Below are 20,514 nucleotides of genomic sequence, written 5' to 3' on the forward strand. Positions count from 1 at the left end.
ATGGCCCCTTCCGAGGTTACGGATGGGCTATAAGTGACCCCGCGTTGGGCTTACGCGCAGCTGAACTTCGCGTCCGCCCAATCACCCCAGTCGTCGCCGGCGTCGTCACCGTTCTTGTCGGCGATCAGCTCGACGTTCCGGACACCGGTAGTGTCCACGGTGAGGGGAAGTGCTGCCGAGTCGGCACTGAGAACGGGAGTCCTCAGCAATTCGCGCCCATCGCCCTTGACGATAAACACCACCGATCCGTGCAGGCCCTTGTTCAGCTTGGCGTCGTCCACTCCCACCACAGCGGTGAAGGCGTTGCACTTGGCTTCGGTGGCGATGCTGATCTTCGAGTCGGCGTGGACGCCGATGCCCTTCGGATAGACGACGCCGTCAAGCCGCAAAGCGGGTCCGTCACCGGCGTTCTGCTCACCGTTGGCGCGGTCCCGTTCCGCCGGGCCCCAACCGTTGGTGCTGCCGATCCAGGGCAGGTCGGAGGCGAACACGGTGCCCGTCAGGACGGGTGCCGGCGGCTCCTGTGACGTCGAGGAACAGGTGAATTTGGCGTCTGCCCAGTCCGCGTGGTCGTTGCCGTTGGAGTCGCCGGCGTCGTTGGCCACCAACTCCACGTACTGGGCCCCGGTGACGTCCACGGTCAGCGGCAGGGGAGCGCTGGCCGCTCCCAGAACCGGGGTGGTGACCTTGGCGGTGCCATCGGCCACTACGGAGAACTTCACGCTGCCCCGCGTCGGCTGGGCGTCATCAATGCCTACCGTTGCCGTAAAGGCAGTGCAGTAACCGCCGAGGTAGTAGCGGACATTGCCGTTGGCGTGGGCACCCAAACCCTTGGCGTAGACCGTGCCGTTCAGGGTGAGGGGTGTGCCGTCGCCGGTCCCGGTCCCGCCGTTGGACTGATCCTTCTCAACGGGCCCCCAACCGTTCGTTGCGCTGACCCAGGGGTGGTCGCTGGCGAACACGGTGGCCTGCGGTGGCTTGGGCAGCGTCCGCACGGTGGACGTGGTGCTGATGGTGCGGCCGCCTGCAGGCTCTGTTGTAGTGGTGTACTTGGCCGATGCAGTGATGGGGTAGTCGCCATCCGCCGAAGCGGGGGCGGTGATCTTCCATGTGGTGGTGAGTGTTTCGCCAGCGGGGAGGGTTGCGGCCGTTGCCGGCGTGGAAGGGGTTGCCGTCCAGCCCTCAGGCAGTTGGAGTGCAACGGCGAGGCCGCTGATGGCCGCCGGTTCGTCCGAGACAAAGGTGGTGACGAAGTCCTGTGCTTTGCCCTGCTGGATCACGTCGCCTTGAAGGGCAGCCGAGAGTTGCGCGCAGGCCGGGACGGCTTCCGAGGCACCGAGGTCCTCCACCAGGAAGTTGTCCAGGGTGAAGTCAGAACCGTTCGAGCTGCCCGTGCGCTGCAGCCCCACAAAGTAGTCGCCGCAGAATCCGGTATCAAGGACCTGCTCGAACCGCGCGGTGGACGACTTGGCATCGATGGGCTGGCTGCCTGTGACCGCGGGTCCTGCCTGCGAGTCATATCCGGAGACCCAGGCGTACTGCCCGGCCTTGGAGTTCTGGTAGTCGAAGGACACCTTGTACTTGTGGCCTGCCTGGAACGGCACGGTTGCCTCGGTGGTGCGGTACACCATGCCTGGTCCGCCATTTGGAGCCCGGTTCTCGTCGTGCGCGATCAGTGACCAAGTGCCATCCAATACTTCGTCGATTACGTTGGCGTCCCAGCCCTTCTGGGTGAACGGTTCGTTGCGTTCGGTGATGTGAGTGCGCGGGTCAGTGGAGCCGCCGGCGTCGCCTTTCACGAACGGTCCCCAGCCTTGGTCCACGTTCTCGAAGTCTTCGCTCAGCACGCCGGTGGTGGCCACCCGGGTGGTCTTCACCGCCCGGAAGTCGTCGACGCGTACCGTGGCATCGCCGTCGGCGGCTTGGATGGAAACGGTGGCCTTGGTGTTGTTCCGGGGCACGTCCACCAGCACCCGTACGCGCTGGAATGCTGTGCCGTGTTTTTCGTCGCCTGCCACGTAGTTTTCGGCGTTGGACGAATCAATGGTGACGCTTTCGGTCTTGCCGTTGATGTTCACGGAGAGCGTGGTGGGACGGGTCTTGCCGGGTTGGATTTCCACCCAGGCGCTGACGGATTGGGTTCCGGCGTCCAGCTTTACTTCCTGGCTGATCGACGACGGCGTTGCCCCCATCTCAGCGTAGCGGCGGCCCTTGTCGTCGCGTACCTGGGTGACGGTGCCCGTGGGGGCCCACGGGGAGAGGTCTGCGCCGTTGAAGCCGGGATCGTTGAACGCGGTGCCTTCGCCGAAGTCGGCCTTCTTGGGCAGATCGGCCTTGTTGTTCTTCGGAGCAAGGACGTAGGGCTGCTTGGCGTCGGCGGTGACGGTGACCTGCCCGTTGACCACGGGGACGTCGGTGACTTTCACCCGTCCGTTGTCGGTCAGCTTGAACAGTTCGAGCGAGCCGGACTTGGCGAACTCCTTGGTGAGGGTCCAGGTGCTGGTGCCCCCTGCCGGGTTGTAGTGGTAGAGCTTGTCGGCCTTGCCATTTTCCTTGGAGGACCACGGCAGCAGGTACGTTCCACCTTGCAGTACGGAGGTTCCGCCCACCGTGATGTTGCGTTCCTCGGCGGTGTTTCCGGTGACGGCCACGCCATCGGCGAGGTCGATGCGGTCGGCCGTCCACTTGGTGATCTGGTGGTGTTGCAGGAACTTGGCGGGCACGTTGGCCGTCCATACGTTCTCGCTGAAGGCGTTGAAGTCGTTCTGACCGGTCCAGCCTTCGAACTCCACAATGTGGCTCACGCCGAGCTTGGGATCGGGGTTCCAGACGTCGGACTGGGTGTTGTTGATGAAGCGCAGGATCTGGGAGTTCACGCCCTTGTTGGTGGAGCCGCCGTACTTTTCATCGTTGGCCCAGTGCGACCAGGTGTTGTTTCGGGAAAGGTGGTCTGCCCATTCCGAGCCCACCCGGAAGCCGTTCTTGACGAGCTCCTTCTGCAGGCGCTCGGCGAGCCAGCCGAACTCGTAGTAGACGTCCACGTAGACGAAGTCCAGGTTCTTGTCCGTGGCTTCGCGCAGTTCCTTGATGCGCTGGGCGAGCTTGCCGGAGTTAATATCCTCGCGCTGGTTCATGTAGTAGGACTGGTCCAGCCAGTTCCACCCCAGGCCCTTGTCGGCCCGCAAGAGGTCTTCGCTGAAGGATTTGGCTTCAGGGTAGATCTCGGTGGCATTGATGTGGACGCCGAAGCTGGCATTCCAATCCTTGCCTTCCTTGACCAGCTTGTTGAGGTCTTCCAGGCCACCGGCACGGTTGTTGAAGTTGTTGCCGTAGTCCGTATTTGCTGAGTCGTGGCCCTCGCTGGTGTAGCCCTTGAGCATGGCCACCTGACCCAGGCCATCTGTGGCCAGGGAGATGCGTTTGACGTCGTCCAGGGTGCGCAGGAACGGGTGGGTTGCCTGCGAGGCGAAGTTGAACGGGATATGCGTAATCACGTTGTCCGGTGTCTGATCGCCCTTGTTGGCGCTGACCTGGATGGACCTCATGGCGATCGCCGCATCCTGCCAGTCAACGCCGCCGTCGGCATTCGCGTCCGGGGTGATGGCGACGCGGGTCCACGGAAGTTCCTCAGTGGCGTCCGAGCCCTCAGTGCGATAGAGCCACTGACCGCTGGCGAGACCCATGGTGACTCCGCCGGCACCGTCGCTGACGGCCTGGCGCCAGAAGCGGCCGCGGTCCTTCGCTCCCGGCCCGGAGGACGTGTCGTACAGGGCGTTGGATTCAACTGCGGCACCCAAGGTCCCGGTGTTGGCCAGCGCGTAGGCGGAGCTCTTGGCAGCGGCATCCAGGGGAGTGGAAGCGGTGATCGGCGTGAACTCGTCGCCGGTAACGCTCCGGTCCACGGAAAGGTTGGCGGTGGATACCTGGGCTCCGGGCTGGGTGGAGCCCACGGTCACCAGGTTCAGCCGGGGGAGTTGCAGTGTCTTCACCTGGTGCCCGGCGGAGTCCTTGATCTCCGTGACATTGAACGAGACCACGTTCTGTTTAACGGAGAGCCGGGCCGTGATCACGGTGTTGCCGAAGTCGGGCACAGTCAGGACATAGTCCCTCGCGTCCTTTCCGGAAGCGGTGGACGTTCCGGTGGCTCTGTACTCCACGCCGTTGATGGTGATGGTATCGAGCCGGGTCGTGGTGCCGTCGAGACGCGCTTTGGTAGCGGTATGGATATACCCGAGGACCTGCGGGAACGTGGTGGCAACCTCCACCCTGAGTTCGCCGGACGTGAGAGTAGCTGAATCGGCGGCGCTGACGATATCTGTGGGTTGGGTGGATTGGGCTGCGGTGGCGGGTTGAATAGCCAGCAGACCCAGCGAGGATGAGGCGACGACGCAGGCCAAACTCAGCGATGCGAGGCGTCTGGGGGATGACAAGCCGGGCATTATGCTCCTTCTTGATTTTTCCGAGCTAGTAACAATCATGTTCTTGCGGACTCGTCTAAGACTGCTGCATGGGACAGAAGTTGACAAGAGTTAACAGGCAGTTAACTTAAATGCACATGTCGGCACACGCTTTCCGCAGTCCGGCGGCCAACGAAGTCGTATGCACCTAATGAGCAGTCTTCGCATGCGGATGATCCTTGTGAGATCGAAAATGATCGTTTAGTGTTTCTATAGATCAGAAAACGTCATTAAGCTGAGCGGGAGCGGAACACACGATGAGCGAGAACACACTGGGTGCCTTCATGGAGGAAGAGCTGGTTTCCCAGCCCGACGTATGGCAGCGGGCCGTCGAACAGGCAGGTGCCGAGCAGCTGCTTCCCGCGGACGGCAAGCGCATTGCCGTCATCGGCTGTGGAACCTCTTGGTTCATGGCCCAGAGCTACGCAGCTGCCCGCGAATCTGCCGGCAAGGGCGTCACGGATGCGTTCGCCGCTTCAGAGGCCTTCCTGAACAGCAATAGTGCTGACCGCCAGTACGACGCCGTTGTCGCCATTACGCGATCAGGAACCACCACGGAGGTTCTTGAGATCCTGGCTGAGCTTCAGGGCATCGTCCCTACAGTGGCGATCATCGGCGACACCTCCTCGCCGATCGTCCCGTTGGCCGACGCCGTGATCGGCCTGCAGTACGCCGATGAGCGTTCGGTCGTGCAGACCCGCTTTGCCACCACGGCTTTGGTGTACCTGCTCAGCAGCCTCGGAATCGATGTGCAGCAGGCCATTGAGGATGCCCGGGAAGCCGTCAGCGCTCCGGTCTCCCAGGAACTGCTGGACGCAGAACAGTTCACCTTCCTCGGCACTGGCTGGACGGTTGGCCTTGCCCACGAGGCCGGCCTGAAAATGCGCGAAGCCGTTCAGGGCTGGACTGAGTCCTACCCGGCCATGGAGTACCGCCACGGTCCTATTTCCATCGCTGCCCCCGGCCGCGTCACCTGGTTGTTCGGAACCCAGCCTGAAGGCTTGGACAACGACATGGCAGTCACCGGCGCCCTTTACATCCACACCGACAAGCACCCGTTGGCTGAACTGGCACGGGTCCACAAGGTAACGCTGGAGCGTGCGCGCGTCCGCGACCTGAATCCGGACCTGCCCCGCAACCTGACGCGCTCCGTCATTCTCGACGCCTCCGCCTAGGCACCCGATCATGGTTCTCGGAGCCGCAGAATCACCGGTCCTCTCCTTCGACGTTGGCGGGACGGACATCAAAGCTGGTTTGGTGGATGCCCGGGGGATTGTCCTGGGCATGCGCCGTGTCCCCACGCCGTTGGATTCGGCGAGGCCCGGCGAAGCAGTCCTGGACCGGCTGGCTGAGCTTGCTGCCGAGTTGGCTTCCGAGTTCCCGGGCTCACCCGCGCGGGCCGCCGGCATCATCGTTCCGGGCATTGTGGACTCTGCTGCCGGAGTTGGCGTTTACTCCGCCAATCTGGGCTGGCGTGATTTCCCGTTCACTGCCGAGGCCGAAAAGCGCCTGGGAATTCCGGTGGCGTTCGATCATGATGTCCGCTCCGCTGCTGCGGTGGAACACAGCATTGGTGGTTCGAAAGAGTTCAACGACGTCGTGGTGATGGTGGTGGGAACCGGCATCGCAGCAGCCGTGTTCTCAGGTGGGAAGGCTGTCACAGCGGGCGGTTTCGCTGGAGAACTCGGCCATGCCCAGGTGCCGGACCCTGATTCCCCCGCCGGGACCGCGAACTCCACCATCCTGGAAGCCGTAGGTTCCGCCGGGGCCATTGCCAAGCGCTACCACCGTGCGTCGGGAAACAGGGTGAATGGCGCACGGGGCGTCCTGCTCAGGGCAAATTCCGGCGACGAACTGGCTGCCCGTATCTGGGCTGATGCCGTGGATGCCCTCGCTTTCACCATCTGCCAGTGCGTCAACATCATCGGTACCGAAGCGGTGGTTATCGGCGGAGGCCTGGCCGAGGCCGGGGATGAACTCCTGGAACCCCTCCGCGTCCGTGTGGACCAGATCCTCGACTTCCAGCGACGTCCCCAACTCATCCGGGCTGAGCTGGGCCAAGACGCAGGCCTGCTCGGTGCGGCCTTGAATGCACGGGCTCTTTTGGGAGGCACTCAGTGAAACGCGCCGCTGTGAACCGCATCATTACCGTCACGCCCAACCCGGCCATTGACATGACCTACACCGTGCAGGGGATCACCGAAGGCGCCAGCCACCGCGTCCCCACGCCCTTGAGCCGGGCGGGCGGCAAAGGGATCAACGTAGCCCGCGTCACGCACCAGCTCGGCTACCCGGTCCTTGCCATTGCACCCACGGGTGGGGCAGCAGGCCAAACCCTCGCCGCTGAACTCTGGACGAGTGGAGTGCCGCACACCCTGGTGGGCGTCGCCGCCGAGACCCGCCGCAGCATCGCACTGGTCGATACCATCGCAGGGGAGACGTCCATCTTCAATGAGGAGGGCCAAGCTCTCCTGCCGGACGACTGGCGCTCGCTCCGGATCGCAGTGGTTGAGGCCGTGAGTGGAAACCGCAACCTTCAGGCCTCCGTCCTGGTCGGCTCCGGAAGCCTGCCCCCTGGCGCCCCCGCGGACTTCTACCCGGAACTGGTGCGGTTGGCCCACGACGCCGGCATCCCGGCCATTATCGACACCTCCGGCCCCGGGATCATCGCCGCAGCGAAAGCGGGAGCCGACGTCCTCAAGCCCAACCACCACGAACTCGCAGAGGCCACAGGGGAGTCCAGCCTGGAAGCGGCGGCTCTCTCACTGATCGACATGGGTGCCCGCACCGTGCTTGTCAGTGCAGGTGCGGACGGGATGCTCGCCTTCGACCACGCAGCCCCTGGTGGTTACTGGAGCGCCCGCTTGCCGGAGGCGCTCAGCGGCAACCCCACAGGAGCGGGCGACGCCGGCGTGGCGGCTGCCGCCGTCGCACTCGCCGAAGGCATTACCGAACCCCGCGAAATACTTCGCCGCGCCACCGCCTGGTCGGCCGCGGCCGTACTCATGCCTGCGGCGGGCGAAATCTCGCCGCGGTATCAGGAACTTCAAGACCAACTGATCGTGACATGGAAGGAGACCCGGTGACCCTGGTCAACACGCGGGAACTCATGGACAGGGCCGCCGCATCCGGCACGGGCCAAGGTGCGTTCAACATCATCCACATCGAAACAGCCGAAGGGCTGGTGGCTGGAGCCGAAGCGGCCGGTGTTCCGCTGATTCTGCAGATCTCCGAGAACTGTGCCAAATACCATGGCGGGCTCGAGCCCATCGCATCAGCCGCCCTGGCCATCGCCCGTTCGGCCGCTGTGCCCGTCGCCCTTCACCTGGACCACGCCGAATCAGAAGACCTGGCGCTGGCCGCAGTGGACCTCGGCTTCGGTTCGGTCATGTACGACGGCGCGCATCTTCCCTACGAATGGAACGTCGAAGTCACCCAACGCGTAGCCAAGTACGCACACGAGCATGGCGTGTACGTTGAGGCCGAACTTGGAAAGGTGGGAGGCAAGGACGGCGCCCACGCTCCGGGCGTCCGGACAGACCCCGCCGAGGCCAAGGCGTTCGTTGAGGCAACAGGTGTGGACGCGCTGGCAGTGGCTGTCGGTTCTTCCCATGCCATGACCGAACGCAGTGCCGCTTTGGACCTGCACCTGATCACACGTCTGAAGACCGCCGTCGGAAAACCGCTGGTCCTTCATGGCTCGTCAGGCGTCACAGACGAGATGCTCGTAGCCGCTATCGGTGCGGGTATGACTAAAATCAACGTATCCACACATTTGAACGGGTTCTTTACCCGCGCCGTCCGTGAGTACCTCGATGCCAACCCTGCAGTGGTAGATTCCCGGAAGTACATCAAGGCCGGCCGGGATGCCCTGGTGCTGGAGTCCGCACGTATGCTGACGCTGTTCGCCAAAGCGAAATAGCAGGAACCCGCGAAAGGCTCGTCATGACCCGCACCGATCGGCTGACCGCCATCCTCGATCTCCTGGCCGAGTCCGGCCATGTGGAAGTCGAGGAAATCGTGACGCGTCTTGGCGTGTCACCAGCCACGGCACGACGAGACCTGGACAGCCTCGCCAAGCAGCGGTTGCTCAGCCGGACCCGGGGCGGCGCCACCACTGGATCAGTGGCCTACGACCTTCCGGGCAGGTACAACCGTGACGATCACGCAGTGGCCAAGCAGGAAATTGCCTTGGCAGCGTCGTCGTTGATCCGGCCCGGTGCTGTGATTGGGCTCAGCGGCGGGACCACCAACACGGCCTTGGCCCAGCTCCTTTCCACCCGCGAGGACCTTAACGCTCCGTCCCACACGCCCACGCTGACGGTGGTGACCAATGCCATCAACATTGCCTCGCAGCTGGCAGTCCGGCCCAATATCAAGATCATGGTCACCGGCGGCATCCTGAACCCGCGTTCCTACGAACTCGTGGGCCCCTACACGGATGTCATCATGCAGAAAGTCGCTTTGGACATTGCGTTCATTGGCGTCAACGGCGTGGACCCGGACCTGGGTCCCACCATCACCGATGAAGGCGAAGCCATGGTCAACACGGTGATGGCACGCCGGGCAACGGAATCCTACGTTGTGGCCGACTCTTCCAAGGTAGGCCGCCGCTCCTTCGCCGCCATGGCCGGCTACGACTTCAGGCACCTCATCACCGATTCCGGTATCAGCGCCGAGGACAAAACCGCCTTCGAAGCCAAGGGCACCGAAGTCATCGTCGCGCCTGCCAGCTAGGGTTGCTTGCTAGAACCGCATCCTCGGTGCGTGAAGGACTGAGTCGTCTACATCCCTGGGCACCCACTGGCTGAACGGTAAATCCAAGGTGTACTGGTCGTCGTCGTTCTTGATCAGTGTGCGCAGCTCGGCGTTATCCGGGTTGTTGAGCGACTCGAAGTACTCAACTGTCCAGTGGAACCAGCGCATGCAAAACAGGCGCATGGTCAGTCCGTGCGTCACAAGGAGTGTATTCGGGGCATAGCTGGGCTTTTGCCAGTGGCGGTAGAGCGTCTCCATGAACGATGACACGCGGTCGTACACGTCAGAGCCGGACTCACCCTCGCGGAACCGGTAGAAGAAATGGCCGTACAGGTTGCGCAACTCCTTTTGGTCTTCGATTTCCCCGGCTATTTGGAAGTTGGCCCAGTCCTGCTCCCGCAGCCGGGGTTCCTCAATGACGCGCTCGATCAGCGGGCCAAGATTCATCGCTTCCAGGGTTTGGTAGGCCCGCAGATACGGCGACACGTAGACGCAGACCTGCTCGCCATCGAGTTTCCGGCGAAGGTCTTCACCGGCAATCCGGGCCTGCTCCACCCCCATCTCAGTCAGGGGGATCCGATAATCCGGCACCCGGTTGTAGATGGTCGTGTCGGCATTGGCGGCCGACTGGCCGTGCCGGATCATGAAGATTCTCGCTGGGGCGCCCATCCCACCAAGCATAGGTGCGCGGTTCCCGGCAAAGTGGCAGGAACTGCGGGCAAGATAGGTACATGTTCCTTGCTTCCCGCCGCCGGCTGCGCGCCGAAGTACTTATTGTGTTGGGCCTTTCCCTGGGCCAGTCGGCCGTCTACTCCGTGGTGCAACTGCTGGACAAGATGACGCGCGCACCGTTGGCCGACGCCACCTCAACGCTGAACAGGTCCCAAAGCACGCGCGAGTACTTCGATCTCACGTACCAACTGCTGGACATCATCTTCGCGCTGGTACCCGTGGCCCTGGTGTTCTATTTCTTGTCCATGCATATCCAGACAAACCGGGACGGCGAGAGCGGTTCGGCGTTCGCCCGGCTGGGCTTCAACTTTGCCAGGCCCGGAAAAGACCTGCTTCAGGGTTTGGGACTGGCGGCGGCTATCGGCATTCCCTCGCTGGGTCTTTACGCGGCCGGGCGGGCCCTCGGAATCACCACGGCGATTGTTCCCAGCGGACTGGACGCCTACTGGTGGACCGTGCCGGTGCTGATCCTCTCGGCCATCCGGCACGCAATCGTCGAAGAAGTGATCGTGGTGGGGTACCTCATGGACCGCTTCGGCAAGTTCGGCTGGAGCATGCCGGCAGCGATCGTTGTCAGCGCCGTCCTGCGGGGCAGCTACCACCTGTACCAGGGCTTCGGGCCATTCATTGGCAACGTCGTCATGGGGCTGGTGTTCGCGTGGATCTATACCAAGACCAGGCGGGTGATGCCGTTGGTGATTGCCCACGCGTTGCTGGACATTGTGGCATTCGTAGGGTTCAGTCTGTTCGGCAAGGCAATGGGCCTTGGCTAGCCGACCGTCAACGGCAACGGACGCTTAAAAGTATCCGGCCGCCATCGGTGGGTGACGTCATTGGCACCCGCTGATGGCGGCCGAAGTTTACCGGGCATGGTTGACCCGGTCCCGGGACTGGCCCGGATAGGGGGAACGGTCAGATCGTGACGGCCCCGGAGGCGGTTTCGAAGGTGACAGCCAGGATGCCGGGAGTGCCATGCGGGGCCATCCACTGGACCGCTACGTCCTCAAGCGGCTTTTCCACCGGTTCGCCCAACCACTCGGTAACGCGTTCGGCCGAGCCCGCAATAGTGAGGCTGGACATCTTGACGTCGCTCTCGTAGATCCTGGACGGGTGCAGGGCGGGGTCGCCCTCCCACTTGAGCAGGTACGGCACCTGGGGATCGGCGATCAAGCCGAGGATTCCGATTTGCTGCCACACCAGTTCGCGGCCGTCCGGGAACTTGCGGTTGCCCGGAACAGCGGAGCGGCCAAGGCGGTCTTCGAACGGGGCGAGGTCGTCAACAGCGACGCACCAGCCCATCCAACCTCCTCCGGCAGCTGAGCGTGCACGGACGGCTTGGCCAAAGGGTGCTTTGTCTGAAGCAGGGTGGTCCAGGACCTCCACCACTTCAAGGTACTTGTTATCCGCAAGGGGAATGATCATGTTCCGGGTACCGAAGCGCGGGTGCACTCCGCCCCGGACAGCGTCCACTCCCAGTGCCGCGGAAATTCGTTCGGTAGTGGCCAAAAGGCCATCTCGTTCACAGGCGTAAGAGACGTGATCCATGCGCATGGCTTCATCTTGGCACTTTGTGATCGGGGTCTCAGCTAAGTCAAGCCTAACTAAGGTGGGATGTGTATAAACTGCGCCGGTGGGCGTCATGGAGGGACGCGAAAAGACCGAAAGATTCCACCGGCGTCACAAAGCTGTCTTAGCCTCCGGACACTTCCTAGACTGGCCCCAGCTCACACCGCACCATATTCCCGCCGAACCCATGCGTCACGAACAGGAGAACTCCATGTCCCAAGGATGGTCTTTCGAAACCCGCCAGATCCACGCAGGCCAGGAGCCCGACGCTGCCACAGGTGCGAGGTCGCTGCCGATCTACCAGACCACGTCCTTCGTGTTCCCCAGTGCCGAAAGTGCGGCCAATCGCTTTGCCTTGGCCGAACTCGCACCCATCTATACCCGGATCGGCAATCCGACACAGGACGCCGTGGAGCAGCGTGTCGCGAGCCTTGAGGGCGGACTGGGCGCACTCTTGCTTAGCTCCGGCCAGGCCGCCGAGACATTCGCCATCCTGAATATCGCCGAGGCGGGGGACCACATCGTAGCGAGCCCCAGCCTGTACGGCGGTACGTACAACCTGCTGGCGCACACGCTGAAGAAGTTCGGAATCTCGGTCACGTTCGTGGAAGATCCGGACAACCTGGACCAATGGCGTGATGCTGTCCAGCCGAACACCAAGCTGTTCTTCGGCGAGGTTGTTTCCAACCCCCGCCAGGATGTGCTGGATATCGAGGGTATCGCCCACACGGCACATGAGGCCGGTGTGCCCCTGATCGTCGACAACACCCTGTCCACGCCGTACCTCATCCGGCCCATTGAGTGGGGCGCGGACATCGTGGTCCATTCCGCAACCAAGTACCTGGGCGGTCACGGCTCCGCAATCGCCGGAGTGATCGTGGACTCCGGCAACTTCGACTTCGGCAAGGATCCGGAGCGCTTCCCTGGCTTCAACACGCCGGACCCCAGCTACAACGGTCTGGTCTACGCCCGGGACCTGGGCAAGGACGGCGCGCTGGGCGCCAACCTTTCCTACATCCTGAAGGCCCGCGTCCAGTTGCTGCGCGACCTCGGCTCGGCCGTCTCCCCGTTCAATGCCTTCCTCATTGCCCAGGGCTTGGAGACGTTGAGCCTGCGCGTGGAACGCCACGTAGCGAACGCCGCCAAGATTGCCGAGTGGCTTGAAAGCCACGACGACGTCGAATCGGTGGCCTATGCGGGCCTGCCGTCCAGCCCGTGGTACGACCGCGGCCGAAAGTATGGCCCCAAGGGCACTGGCGCAATTGTTGCCTTCAACATCAAGGGCGGCGTGGAAGCCGGCAAGCGCTTCGTGGACGGACTGGAGCTGCACTCCCACGTCGCCAACATCGGCGACGTCCGCTCCTTGGTCATCCACCCGGCGTCCACCACGCACAGCCAGCTGACGGAGGAACAGCAGCTTGTTGCAGGCGTCAACCCCGGCCTGGTGCGGTTGTCCGTAGGCATCGAGCACGTGGATGACATCATCGCCGACCTCGAAGCCGGATTCAGGGCCGCCAAGGGCGCCTGACGCCGGGGCTCATCACCTCCGCCGGGAGTGCCGCCCGCGTCGACGATTATTCGCCGGGCGGCACTCCTGGATGCTTCTTCGTGAATGAAGCTAGCCCAAACCGTCACACTGTTGTCACATTCTTCGCCAGAACCGCCCTGCATTTCCTAGACTCTTCGTATTAGGTCATGAGTGCCAGCACACAGCCCCGGCTTGCTGGCCGGCAACCCTCCTCCGCGGTGGGGTGCCCCGGGTGAAGACCTGGCCTGTTCGCACGCAAGGCGACGGGCAAGCGCGAGGATAGGTGTCAAAGGAATGACCATTACTGCTACAGCCCTTCCAAAATCCGGAGAAGAAGACGGAACCGTCAAGTACGCCGGGATCGGGCCGCTGGAGCTTGAAGCCGGCGGGTTCCTTCCGGACGTTGTCCTGGCGTATGAAACGTGGGGCCGGCTGAACGCGGACGCGTCCAACGCTGTGCTCATCCAGCATGCGCTCACGGGCAGCACGCACGTCGCGCGTGGAGCCACTGACGAAGAAGGCTGGTGGGAGCAGTTGGTTGGGCCGGGTGCCACCATCGACACCAACAAGTTCTTCGTCATCTCCATCAACATCGTGGGTGGGTGTTACGGCAGCACCGGCCCATCGTCAGAAGCACCGGACGGCCAGCCCTGGGGCTCACGTTTTCCCTTGATCACCCTGCGCGACAGTACGGAGACCGAGGCCCGACTGGCTGATGCCTTGGGTATCGATGCCTGGCACGCCGTCCTGGGCGGTTCGATGGGCGGCGCCCGGGCTCTTGAGTGGGCAGTGACGTTCCCGGACAGGGTCAAACGCTGCGCCGTCATCTCGGTGGGCGCCCACAGCACGGCGGAGCAGATTGCATTCGCACAAGCCCAGACTCTGGCTATCAGGCAGGACCCGAACTTCAACAACGGCGACTACTACGGTGGCACTGCCCCCGAGCACGGATTGGCGCTGGCCCGGCGCATCGCCCACATCACCTACCGCTCAGCGTTGGAGCTGGATTTCCGCTTTGGCCGCGAAGCCCAGCACCAGGAGACACCGCTTGCTGCTGCGGTGTTGGGGGAGCGTGGCCGCTATCAGGTGGAAAGCTATTTGGACCACCAAGGGACAAAGCTGGTCCGCCGTTTTGATGCCAACAGCTACATCGCCATCACCGAGGCATTGATGTCCCACGACGTCACGCGGGGCCGCGGCTCGCTGCAGGCGGCACTGTCCCGGACCACGGCAGAGTTCTTCGTCGCAGCGGTGGACACGGACAGGCTCTACTTCCCGGCGCAATCGCGTGAATTGGCTGCTGCGCTCCCGGGCGACGTGCCGGTTCACGTCATTGAGGCGCCCATTGGCCACGACGGGTTCCTCACCGAAATTGGCCAGCTTTCAACACAGCTCCGCGAGTCGTTCTTCGCCTAAGTATCCGGACGGATCTAATGGCTAGCCGTTCATGATGTCGGCGCGCTGCTTCATGTAGTCCTCCATGGCGATCTCGCCGTTGCTGAACTTAGCGTCCAGTTCTGCCAGCTTCCGTGCCCGGTAGCCCTGCGGCTCAGAGCCGCTGGATGCCGGGAACGGCGCGGGGGATGAAGGGCTCGACGGCGGCCCGGCATGCGGTGCGTCATCTGCGGGGCGGATGACGGTCGGCTCGGACGGGTACCCAGGGTAGTTCTGCGGCGGGTAGTTCTGCTCCGGATAGCCCTGCTGCGGATAACTCTGCGGGGGATAGCCCGGGCCGGGCAGGTTCTGCTGGGGGTAGCCGGGGCCGCGGAAGTCGCCATGCTGGATCCGACGCGCCCGGGAGCGGTTATACATGCGGATCCCGAGTGGAATCAGCCACGAGCAGACGATGATCCAGAAGATCAGATTGTTCACAGTGCAGGCCTCCTAGGTCTTCTCCCAGCTTAGCCCTGCTGCTGAGATCGGCTCGGCGACGTCACACCAGCTTGGTCTCCATTCCCAGGAACCGGCCATAGCGCTCCGCCTCGGCCTCCAATGCGGCCTGCTGCTCAGCCGTTGCCGGCCGGTTCATGCGGACGTCCAACTCACAAGCCCCGCCGGAGAAGCCGTGGCGCCACCATCCGGCCAATCTGCCGTCCAGCAGGACCACGTGCATGGGTCCGTTGTCCTCGGGGAAATATGGAGCTGTCCCGCCCAGGTAGTGCCGGGACTGTGAGTAGCCCATGACGTATTCGTCGTAGCACTGGATGAGGTCAACGCGGGGGAGCCCGGAATCATCAGCCGGCGAGTGAGCATCAGTTCTGGTGAACTCGTCGACTTCGTCTGAGGCCAGGTAAAACGGGAGACCGTCAAAGGATACAGATGCGACGCTGCCGGGTGATAGGTCCTCAGCCACTTGGAGGCCCAGCTTCACGTCCTTCATGGTCAGCCCGGACCACACGGCGCAGTCTTTGACGGTGGCGGGTCCACGGCTGCCGAAGTACCGCAAGACCAACTGGCCCAAGGCCTTTTCGCGTAGCTCCCCGGTCAGTGGCGAACCAACGAAACCCGGCACGCGTTCCTGGAACAGGGCGTACGTCTGTTTCAGTGCGCCACCGGCGGAGCGGACGGGGGCGCCGCTCACCAGGATGCAGCTGATTTCCGCGTGCATCAGATGGTAAATAAACCCAAGTCCTTTGCTCGGGAAGCCGGCTTGTCCCAGCACTTCAGCCAACTCTTCGCGGGTCTTATGGGCGCCCTCTGCCACGGCCTCGCCGAGGATCCGGCCACTCAGTACGGCTGATTCCTCATCCACACCCGTCTGGCGGTACATGCCTTTGTTTCCCTGATGAAGCCGGTCCGCCGAGAGCCCCATCAGCCAGCCCAGATCGTCCCGGTGCACGAAATGCCAGGTGGGCCGGAGAATATGGGTCCGCAGGATCGTTCCGTCTGCTACCGCCTTTTCCACCTCGGTGGAGGTGCTGCCGGACGTCCTTTGTGCAAGCGTCCATCGCGCGTAGGGGAACTCCTGTGATTGGACGGCCAAGAGGTTGCGGACCACGTCGCCGGCATTCCGGGCAAGCGGAGCCCGTAACTGTTGCCTCCTTAGGCGCAGCCGCCGGACATTCTCTGCAGAATCGGAAACACCTCCCGCCATGGATGTCACCTTAGCGGCGTGGCAGCAAGGTGCCGCTGGGGCCGAAGACGGGTCCCGGCGTCGGACGCTTTGGACTGATGCCGTCGCCTGAGGATTGGTGTCGCAGCCTCCGGATGACCCAGGGGACAAAGTACTCGCGCGCCCAGACGAGGTCTGACGAGCGGGCCTCGCGCCACGTGCGCGGCGGCAATGGCTTGGGCATCAGGGGTTCGAGTGTGTGTTCAACGTTGAGAGCCTCCAGGACCATCGTGGCGATGGTGTGGTGGCCCAGTGGCGAGAAGTGCAGGCGATCTACATCCCACATTTGCAGGTCAGCCAGCTGCCGCAGGGACCACATGTCCGCAATGACGGCGTCGTGCCGCGCTGCTACGGTGCGGAGGTTCTCGTTGTAGATGGCCACCTTGCCACGGATACGCCCCAGGACCGAGGCGGCAGTATCCGGACCGTTGAACAACACCACTGTGGCACCGCCGGAGCTCAGCTGGCCAACCGCGACGTCGAGTTTTTCGGCCAGCAGATCGGGGTCGCCGCCAGGCCGGATGAGATCGTTGCCGCCGGCTGAGATGGACACCAGGTCCGGCTGCAGTTCAAGGCAGGGTCCTATCTGTTCGTCCACGATCTGCTGCAGCAGCCGGCCCCTGATGGCGAGGTTGGCATACGCGAAATCCTCGTGCCCCCGACCAAGCTCCTCAGCGACGCGATCGGCCCAACCGCGGTAGCCGCCGGGGTTCGCGGGCTCGGGGTCGCCGATTCCTTCAGTGAACGAATCACCCAAGGCCACATAGCGGCTCCACGGGTGTTTTTGAACAGGCTCGCCGGGTTTCAACAAATGATTGTTCTCACTCACGCTCATATCCTGCCTCGTCACTGCGAACCTACGCCACCGTAAGTTGTTACTTCCGGGTAACTGTAAGAATGGAACCATGACTGAAGCCCCCGCATTCCCCGCGCCCGTTGTCCTGTGGTCCCACGACGAAGCCGAGCGTGCCGGCAAGCCGCTCCTGGTCCTGCTGCACGGCTACGGCTCCAATGAAGAGGACTTGTTCAGCCTGGCCGGGCTGTTGCCAGACGGTTTCGTGGTGGCGGCACTCCGGGCGCCGATGCCCATGGGGCCGGGCTTCACCTGGTTCCCGCTCACTGCCTCCATCGATTACTCGCTGGACGCCGTGAAGCTTGCCGCGGAATACGCACTGGAGTGGCTGGATACGGTCAAAGCGAACCACTCCTCCGTGACGTTGCTTGGCTTCTCCATGGGCATGGCCATGGCTACCACCATGCTCCGTTACCGTCCCGCGGACTTTGCCGCCGTCGTCGGACTTTCAGGTTTTGCGATCGACGCCGGTGCTGACGCCGCCTTCCGGGATCACGAACTGGATGGCTCGATGCCCATGTTCTGGGGCCGGGACCAGCAGGATCCCGTCATCACCCAGGACAAGATCGAATACACGATGGGCTGGGTACGCAAGCACGTGGACCTCACCAAAGTGCTTTACACAGGGATGTGGCATGGCATCAACCAGCAGGAGATCGGACACGTGGGCGAATTCCTCACCCACAAAGTCCTCGCTGACTGAGAGCGTCGCTAGGCGGCGGCGATCCTGACTGTCTGGCCGTTGACGGTCACGGTATCGCCGACGTGGAGCTGGCGGCCGCGGCGGTCATCGATCTCCCCGTTGACCTTGACCAGGCCGTTCTTGATGAGCTCCGTGGCCTCAACACCGTCCTCCACGAGGTTGGCAAGCTTCAGCAGCTGGCCAAGACGGATCATTTCGTCGCGGATGGGGATCTCTTCGATTTCGGGGTTGCTCATACAGCAATGATGCCTGAAGTAGTGTGGGGACAGTGCCGCAGCCTTCTCCCCGTCCCACCCTTCCGCTTGCCGTTGGCCTCCCTGTTGCAGTAGCCACAGGCCTGGTCATCCCGCTTCAGGGGAGGATCAACGGGGCCCTCGGCGCCACCCTCGACGACGGCATCGCCGCAGCCGTGGTGAGCTTCACCACAGGCCTCCTGCTGATCACCGCGATTTCGCTTGTGACGCCCAAGGGCAGGGCGGGCCTCCAGCGCATTATCCCGGCAGTCCGGAACCGCAGCTTCCCCCGCTTCTACGTCATGGCCGGTGCCATCGGTGCGTTGTTCGTGTTCGCCCAGTCGTTCACCGTCGCCCTGCTGGGTGTCGCGCTGTTCACTGTGGCCGCCGTCACGGGCCAGACGTTGAGCGGACTGCTCGTGGACCGGATGGGCATAGGGCCGGGAGGGAAACGTGCCATCACGGGAGTACGGGTCCTGGGCAGTGTCCTGACTGTGGCCGCCGTCGCCTGGGCAGTTTCGCCCCGGTTCGGCGGCGACGCCGATATCGCCTCCCTCGTGTTGCCCGTCCTGCTGCCACTTGCGGCCGGATTTTTCATGAGCTTCCAACAAGCCATGAATGGAACGGCCACCGTTCACTACGGGACGCCGATTGCAGCCACTCTGGTCAACTTCATTGCCGGGTCAGCCATCCTCTGGATCGCATGGCTCATTAAGCTTGCCGTCGCCGGCCCGGGCAATCCGCTTCCCTCCGAGTGGTGGTACTACCTTGGCGGGCCAATGGGCTGCCTCTTCATCGGGCTGGCGGCCCTCCTGGTCCGCAGCCTCGGCGTGCTGATCACCGGCTTGGGCATGATTGCCGGGCAACTGGTGGGATCGTTGCTGCTCGACGTCGTGATCCCCAGTCCCGGCGCGGTGGTCGCCTTGCCCACGGTGCTGGGTACGGTCCTGACGCTCGCCGCCATCATCGTGGCCACCTTGCCGTGGCCCAAAGGCGCTTTTGCACGAAGAGGCCCTGCCAAAGGCCGGTAGGCTAGGAGACGCAGTGCCCTCAAGTGCTTTTTCCAGTAGGGTCAAGTACTTTGCAGTAAATTTCCCCCAGCACCCCGCCGGACAACCTCGTCCGGAACCGGGGCTAACCACCGCGGACCGCACCCAGCGGCCCTGTAGAACAAATGGAGTACCCATGGCAGCAAAATCCGTCCTTGACCAGGTCATTTCCCTCTCCAAGCGGAGGGGCTTTGTCTTCCAGGCCGGTGAAATCTATGGTGGCTCCCGTTCTGCATGGGACTACGGTCCCCTTGGTGCGGAGCTGAAGGAAAACATCAAGCGCCAGTGGTGGCAGAGCATGGTCCGAGGCCGCGAAGACGTTGTAGGCCTGGATTCCTCCGTCATCCTTCCCCGCCAGGTATGGGAAGCATCGGGCCACGTGGAGGTCTTCTCCGACCCCCTGGTGGAATGCCTTTCCTGCCACAAGCGCTACCGTGCAGACCACCTCGAGGAAGAGTACGAGGAAAAGAAGGGCCGTCCCGCTGAGAACGGCCTCAAGGACATTGCCTGTGCCAACTGCGGCACCCGTGGCGAATGGACGGAGCCGCAGGAATTCTCCGGCCTGCTGAAGACGTTCCTCGGCCCGGTAGCCAGCGACGAAGGCATGCACTACCTGCGCCCCGAAACGGCACAGGGCATCTTCGTGAACTTCAACAACGTGCTCACCACGTCCCGGAAAAAGCCGCCGTTCGGCATCGGCCAGATCGGCAAGTCCTTCCGCAACGAGATCACCCCGGGCAACTTCATCTTCCGTACCCGCGAGTTCGAGCAGATGGAGATGGAATTCTTCGTCGAGCCCGGCACCGACGAAGAGTGGCACCAGTACTGGATGAAGGAGCGCATGTCCTGGTACACGGGCCTGGGCATCCGTGAAGACAACCTCCGTTTCTTCGAGCACCCGCTGGAGAAGCTCAGCCACTATTCCAAGGGCACCACGGACATCGAATACCGCTTCGGTTTCCAGGGCTCCGAATGGGGCGAGCTCGAAGGCATCGCCAACCGCACGGACTTCGACCTCTCCACCCACGCCAAGGCCTCCGGCACGGACCTGAGCTACTTCAACCAGGCCACCAACGAGCGCTACACCCCGTTCGTGATCGAGCCCGCCGCCGGCTTGACCCGCTCCTTCATGGCTTTCCTGATCGACGCGTACACCGAGGACGAGGCACCCAACGCCAAGGGCGGCGTCGACGTCCGTACGGTGCTGAAGCTGGATCCGCGCCTTGCCCCGGTCAAGGCCGCCGTCCTGCCGCTGAGCCGCAACGAGGACTTGTCCCCGAAGGCCAAGGCGCTGGGCGCCCAGTTGCGTAAGAACTGGAACATCGATTTCGACGACGCCGGCGCCATCGGCCGCCGCTACCGTCGTCAGGACGAGATCGGTACCCCGTTCTGCATCACCGTCGACTTCGACACTCTCGAAGACCAGGCCGTCACCATCCGCGAGCGCGACACCATGAGCCAGGAACGAGTGTCCTTGGACAAGGTTGAAGGCTACCTGGCAGCACGCTTGATCGGCGCCTGAT

18 protein-coding genes and 1 riboswitch are annotated in these 20,514 nt (G+C 63.2%); of the genes, 11 read left to right on the forward strand and 7 right to left on the reverse strand.

Annotated elements, in window-relative coordinates; translation table 11 throughout:
- Positions 1 to 50 precede the first annotated feature (50 nt).
- On the reverse strand, positions 51 to 4,439 hold the full coding sequence (locus GVL04_RS20085; protein ID WP_159707816.1) for an endo-alpha-N-acetylgalactosaminidase family protein: 4,389 nt from the start codon (positions 4,437 to 4,439) through the stop codon (positions 51 to 53).
- Between the two features lie 275 nt (positions 4,440 to 4,714).
- Here GVL04_RS20085 and GVL04_RS20090 point away from each other — a divergent pair, with 275 nt between their 5' ends.
- From GVL04_RS20090 to GVL04_RS20110, 5 genes are read left to right on the forward strand one after another with little or no spacing between them, the layout of a single operon-like run.
- On the forward strand, positions 4,715 to 5,632 hold the full coding sequence (locus GVL04_RS20090) for an SIS domain-containing protein (protein WP_159707818.1): 918 nt from the start codon (positions 4,715 to 4,717) through the stop codon (positions 5,630 to 5,632).
- 10 nt (positions 5,633 to 5,642) lie between these two features.
- Positions 5,643 to 6,578, forward strand: coding sequence for an ROK family protein (locus tag GVL04_RS20095; RefSeq protein WP_159707820.1), 936 nt, complete (start codon positions 5,643 to 5,645; stop codon positions 6,576 to 6,578).
- Positions 6,575 to 7,543 carry a 1-phosphofructokinase family hexose kinase gene (locus GVL04_RS20100; RefSeq protein ID WP_159707822.1) on the forward strand — a complete coding sequence of 323 codons (969 nt, stop codon included), beginning with the start codon at positions 6,575 to 6,577 and terminating at the stop codon, positions 7,541 to 7,543. Before GVL04_RS20095 ends, GVL04_RS20100 begins: the two co-directional genes overlap by 4 nt.
- Complete coding sequence (locus GVL04_RS20105; RefSeq protein WP_159707824.1) at positions 7,525 to 8,379, forward strand: class II fructose-bisphosphate aldolase; 855 nt, start codon at positions 7,525 to 7,527, stop codon at positions 8,377 to 8,379. Before GVL04_RS20100 ends, GVL04_RS20105 begins: the two co-directional genes overlap by 19 nt.
- 23 nt (positions 8,380 to 8,402) lie before the next feature.
- Positions 8,403 to 9,194, forward strand: a complete 792-nt coding sequence (locus GVL04_RS20110; protein WP_159707826.1) for a DeoR/GlpR family DNA-binding transcription regulator — start codon at positions 8,403 to 8,405, stop codon at positions 9,192 to 9,194.
- A gap of 9 nt (positions 9,195 to 9,203) precedes the next feature.
- Here the strand turns inward: GVL04_RS20110 and GVL04_RS20115 are convergent, their stop codons facing one another.
- On the reverse strand, positions 9,204 to 9,860 hold the full coding sequence (locus GVL04_RS20115) for a histidine phosphatase family protein (RefSeq protein WP_235036374.1): 657 nt from the start codon (positions 9,858 to 9,860) through the stop codon (positions 9,204 to 9,206).
- 86 nt (positions 9,861 to 9,946) lie between these two features.
- Between GVL04_RS20115 and GVL04_RS20120 the strand changes: the two genes are divergently transcribed.
- On the forward strand, positions 9,947 to 10,720 hold the full coding sequence (locus GVL04_RS20120) for a CPBP family intramembrane glutamic endopeptidase (protein WP_159707830.1): 774 nt from the start codon (positions 9,947 to 9,949) through the stop codon (positions 10,718 to 10,720).
- Positions 10,721 to 10,859: 139 nt separating this feature from the next.
- Here GVL04_RS20120 and GVL04_RS20125 read toward each other — a convergent pair whose 3' ends face one another.
- Entirely contained in the window at positions 10,860 to 11,498 is a 639-nt protein-coding gene (locus tag GVL04_RS20125; RefSeq protein WP_159707832.1) for a VOC family protein, read from the reverse strand.
- Between the two features lie 202 nt (positions 11,499 to 11,700).
- Here GVL04_RS20125 and GVL04_RS20130 point away from each other — a divergent pair, with 202 nt between their 5' ends.
- The gene (locus tag GVL04_RS20130) at positions 11,701 to 13,041 is read left to right on the forward strand and encodes a bifunctional o-acetylhomoserine/o-acetylserine sulfhydrylase (protein WP_268825393.1); all 1,341 of its coding nucleotides are present in this window, start codon (positions 11,701 to 11,703) and stop codon (positions 13,039 to 13,041) included.
- 163 nt (positions 13,042 to 13,204) lie between these two features.
- A riboswitch (SAM riboswitch) is annotated at positions 13,205 to 13,321 on the forward strand.
- 14 nt (positions 13,322 to 13,335) lie between these two features.
- Positions 13,336 to 14,457 carry a homoserine O-acetyltransferase gene (locus GVL04_RS20135; protein ID WP_159707836.1) on the forward strand — a complete coding sequence of 374 codons (1,122 nt, stop codon included), beginning with the start codon at positions 13,336 to 13,338 and terminating at the stop codon, positions 14,455 to 14,457.
- 21 nt (positions 14,458 to 14,478) lie between these two features.
- On the opposite strand, the gene GVL04_RS20140 is transcribed toward GVL04_RS20135, so the two are convergent.
- The 3 genes from GVL04_RS20140 to GVL04_RS20150 all read right to left on the reverse strand — a co-directional run bounded on the left by GVL04_RS20140 (position 14,479) and on the right by GVL04_RS20150 (position 16,988).
- Entirely contained in the window at positions 14,479 to 14,913 is a 435-nt protein-coding gene (locus tag GVL04_RS20140) for a hypothetical protein (protein WP_159707838.1), read from the reverse strand.
- Between the two features lie 61 nt (positions 14,914 to 14,974).
- On the reverse strand, positions 14,975 to 16,135 hold the full coding sequence (locus GVL04_RS20145; protein ID WP_159707840.1) for a winged helix DNA-binding domain-containing protein: 1,161 nt from the start codon (positions 16,133 to 16,135) through the stop codon (positions 14,975 to 14,977).
- A gap of 10 nt (positions 16,136 to 16,145) precedes the next feature.
- Entirely contained in the window at positions 16,146 to 16,988 is an 843-nt protein-coding gene (locus tag GVL04_RS20150; RefSeq protein ID WP_159707930.1) for an SGNH/GDSL hydrolase family protein, read from the reverse strand.
- A gap of 70 nt (positions 16,989 to 17,058) precedes the next feature.
- Between GVL04_RS20150 and GVL04_RS20155 the strand changes: the two genes are divergently transcribed.
- The gene (locus GVL04_RS20155) at positions 17,059 to 17,709 is read left to right on the forward strand and encodes an alpha/beta hydrolase (protein WP_159707842.1); all 651 of its coding nucleotides are present in this window, start codon (positions 17,059 to 17,061) and stop codon (positions 17,707 to 17,709) included.
- A gap of 8 nt (positions 17,710 to 17,717) precedes the next feature.
- On the opposite strand, the gene GVL04_RS20160 is transcribed toward GVL04_RS20155, so the two are convergent.
- Positions 17,718 to 17,945, reverse strand: a complete 228-nt coding sequence (locus GVL04_RS20160; RefSeq protein ID WP_159707844.1) for an RNA-binding S4 domain-containing protein — start codon at positions 17,943 to 17,945, stop codon at positions 17,718 to 17,720.
- 23 nt (positions 17,946 to 17,968) lie between these two features.
- On the opposite strand from GVL04_RS20160, the gene GVL04_RS20165 reads away from it, so the two are divergent.
- Positions 17,969 to 18,973, forward strand: coding sequence for a DMT family transporter (locus tag GVL04_RS20165; RefSeq protein WP_159707846.1), 1,005 nt, complete (start codon positions 17,969 to 17,971; stop codon positions 18,971 to 18,973).
- Positions 18,974 to 19,127: 154 nt separating this feature from the next.
- The gene (locus GVL04_RS20170; RefSeq protein ID WP_090819307.1) at positions 19,128 to 20,513 is read left to right on the forward strand and encodes a glycine--tRNA ligase; all 1,386 of its coding nucleotides are present in this window, start codon (positions 19,128 to 19,130) and stop codon (positions 20,511 to 20,513) included.
- The last annotated feature ends 1 nt before the right edge of the window (position 20,514 follow it).

The organism is Arthrobacter sp. 18067, from assembly GCF_902706295.1.
Classification (GTDB): domain Bacteria; phylum Actinomycetota; class Actinomycetes; order Actinomycetales; family Micrococcaceae; genus Arthrobacter.

Excerpts from the sequence above, each read along its gene's own strand:
- GVL04_RS20145 (WP_159707840.1), bottom strand. The coding sequence starts at position 16,135 with ATGGCGGGAGGTGTTTCCGATTCTGCAGAGAATGTCCGGCGGCTGCGC.
- GVL04_RS20090 (WP_159707818.1), top strand. The coding sequence starts at position 4,715 with ATGAGCGAGAACACACTGGGTGCCTTCATGGAGGAAGAGCTGGTTTCC.
- GVL04_RS20170 (WP_090819307.1), top strand. The coding sequence starts at position 19,128 with ATGGCAGCAAAATCCGTCCTTGACCAGGTCATTTCCCTCTCCAAGCGG.
- GVL04_RS20115 (WP_235036374.1), bottom strand. The coding sequence starts at position 9,860 with ATGATCCGGCACGGCCAGTCGGCCGCCAATGCCGACACGACCATCTAC.
- GVL04_RS20125 (WP_159707832.1), bottom strand. The coding sequence starts at position 11,498 with ATGCGCATGGATCACGTCTCTTACGCCTGTGAACGAGATGGCCTTTTG.
- GVL04_RS20155 (WP_159707842.1), top strand. The coding sequence starts at position 17,059 with ATGACTGAAGCCCCCGCATTCCCCGCGCCCGTTGTCCTGTGGTCCCAC.
- GVL04_RS20130 (WP_268825393.1), top strand. The coding sequence starts at position 11,701 with ATGCGTCACGAACAGGAGAACTCCATGTCCCAAGGATGGTCTTTCGAA.
- GVL04_RS20150 (WP_159707930.1), bottom strand. The coding sequence starts at position 16,988 with ATGAGCGTGAGTGAGAACAATCATTTGTTGAAACCCGGCGAGCCTGTT.
- GVL04_RS20135 (WP_159707836.1), top strand. The coding sequence starts at position 13,336 with ATGACCATTACTGCTACAGCCCTTCCAAAATCCGGAGAAGAAGACGGA.
- GVL04_RS20095 (WP_159707820.1), top strand. The coding sequence starts at position 5,643 with ATGGTTCTCGGAGCCGCAGAATCACCGGTCCTCTCCTTCGACGTTGGC.
- GVL04_RS20110 (WP_159707826.1), top strand. The coding sequence starts at position 8,403 with ATGACCCGCACCGATCGGCTGACCGCCATCCTCGATCTCCTGGCCGAG.
- GVL04_RS20120 (WP_159707830.1), top strand. The coding sequence starts at position 9,947 with ATGTTCCTTGCTTCCCGCCGCCGGCTGCGCGCCGAAGTACTTATTGTG.
- GVL04_RS20160 (WP_159707844.1), bottom strand. The coding sequence starts at position 17,945 with ATGAGCAACCCCGAAATCGAAGAGATCCCCATCCGCGACGAAATGATC.
- GVL04_RS20105 (WP_159707824.1), top strand. The coding sequence starts at position 7,525 with ATGGAAGGAGACCCGGTGACCCTGGTCAACACGCGGGAACTCATGGAC.
- GVL04_RS20085 (WP_159707816.1), bottom strand. The coding sequence starts at position 4,439 with ATGCCCGGCTTGTCATCCCCCAGACGCCTCGCATCGCTGAGTTTGGCC.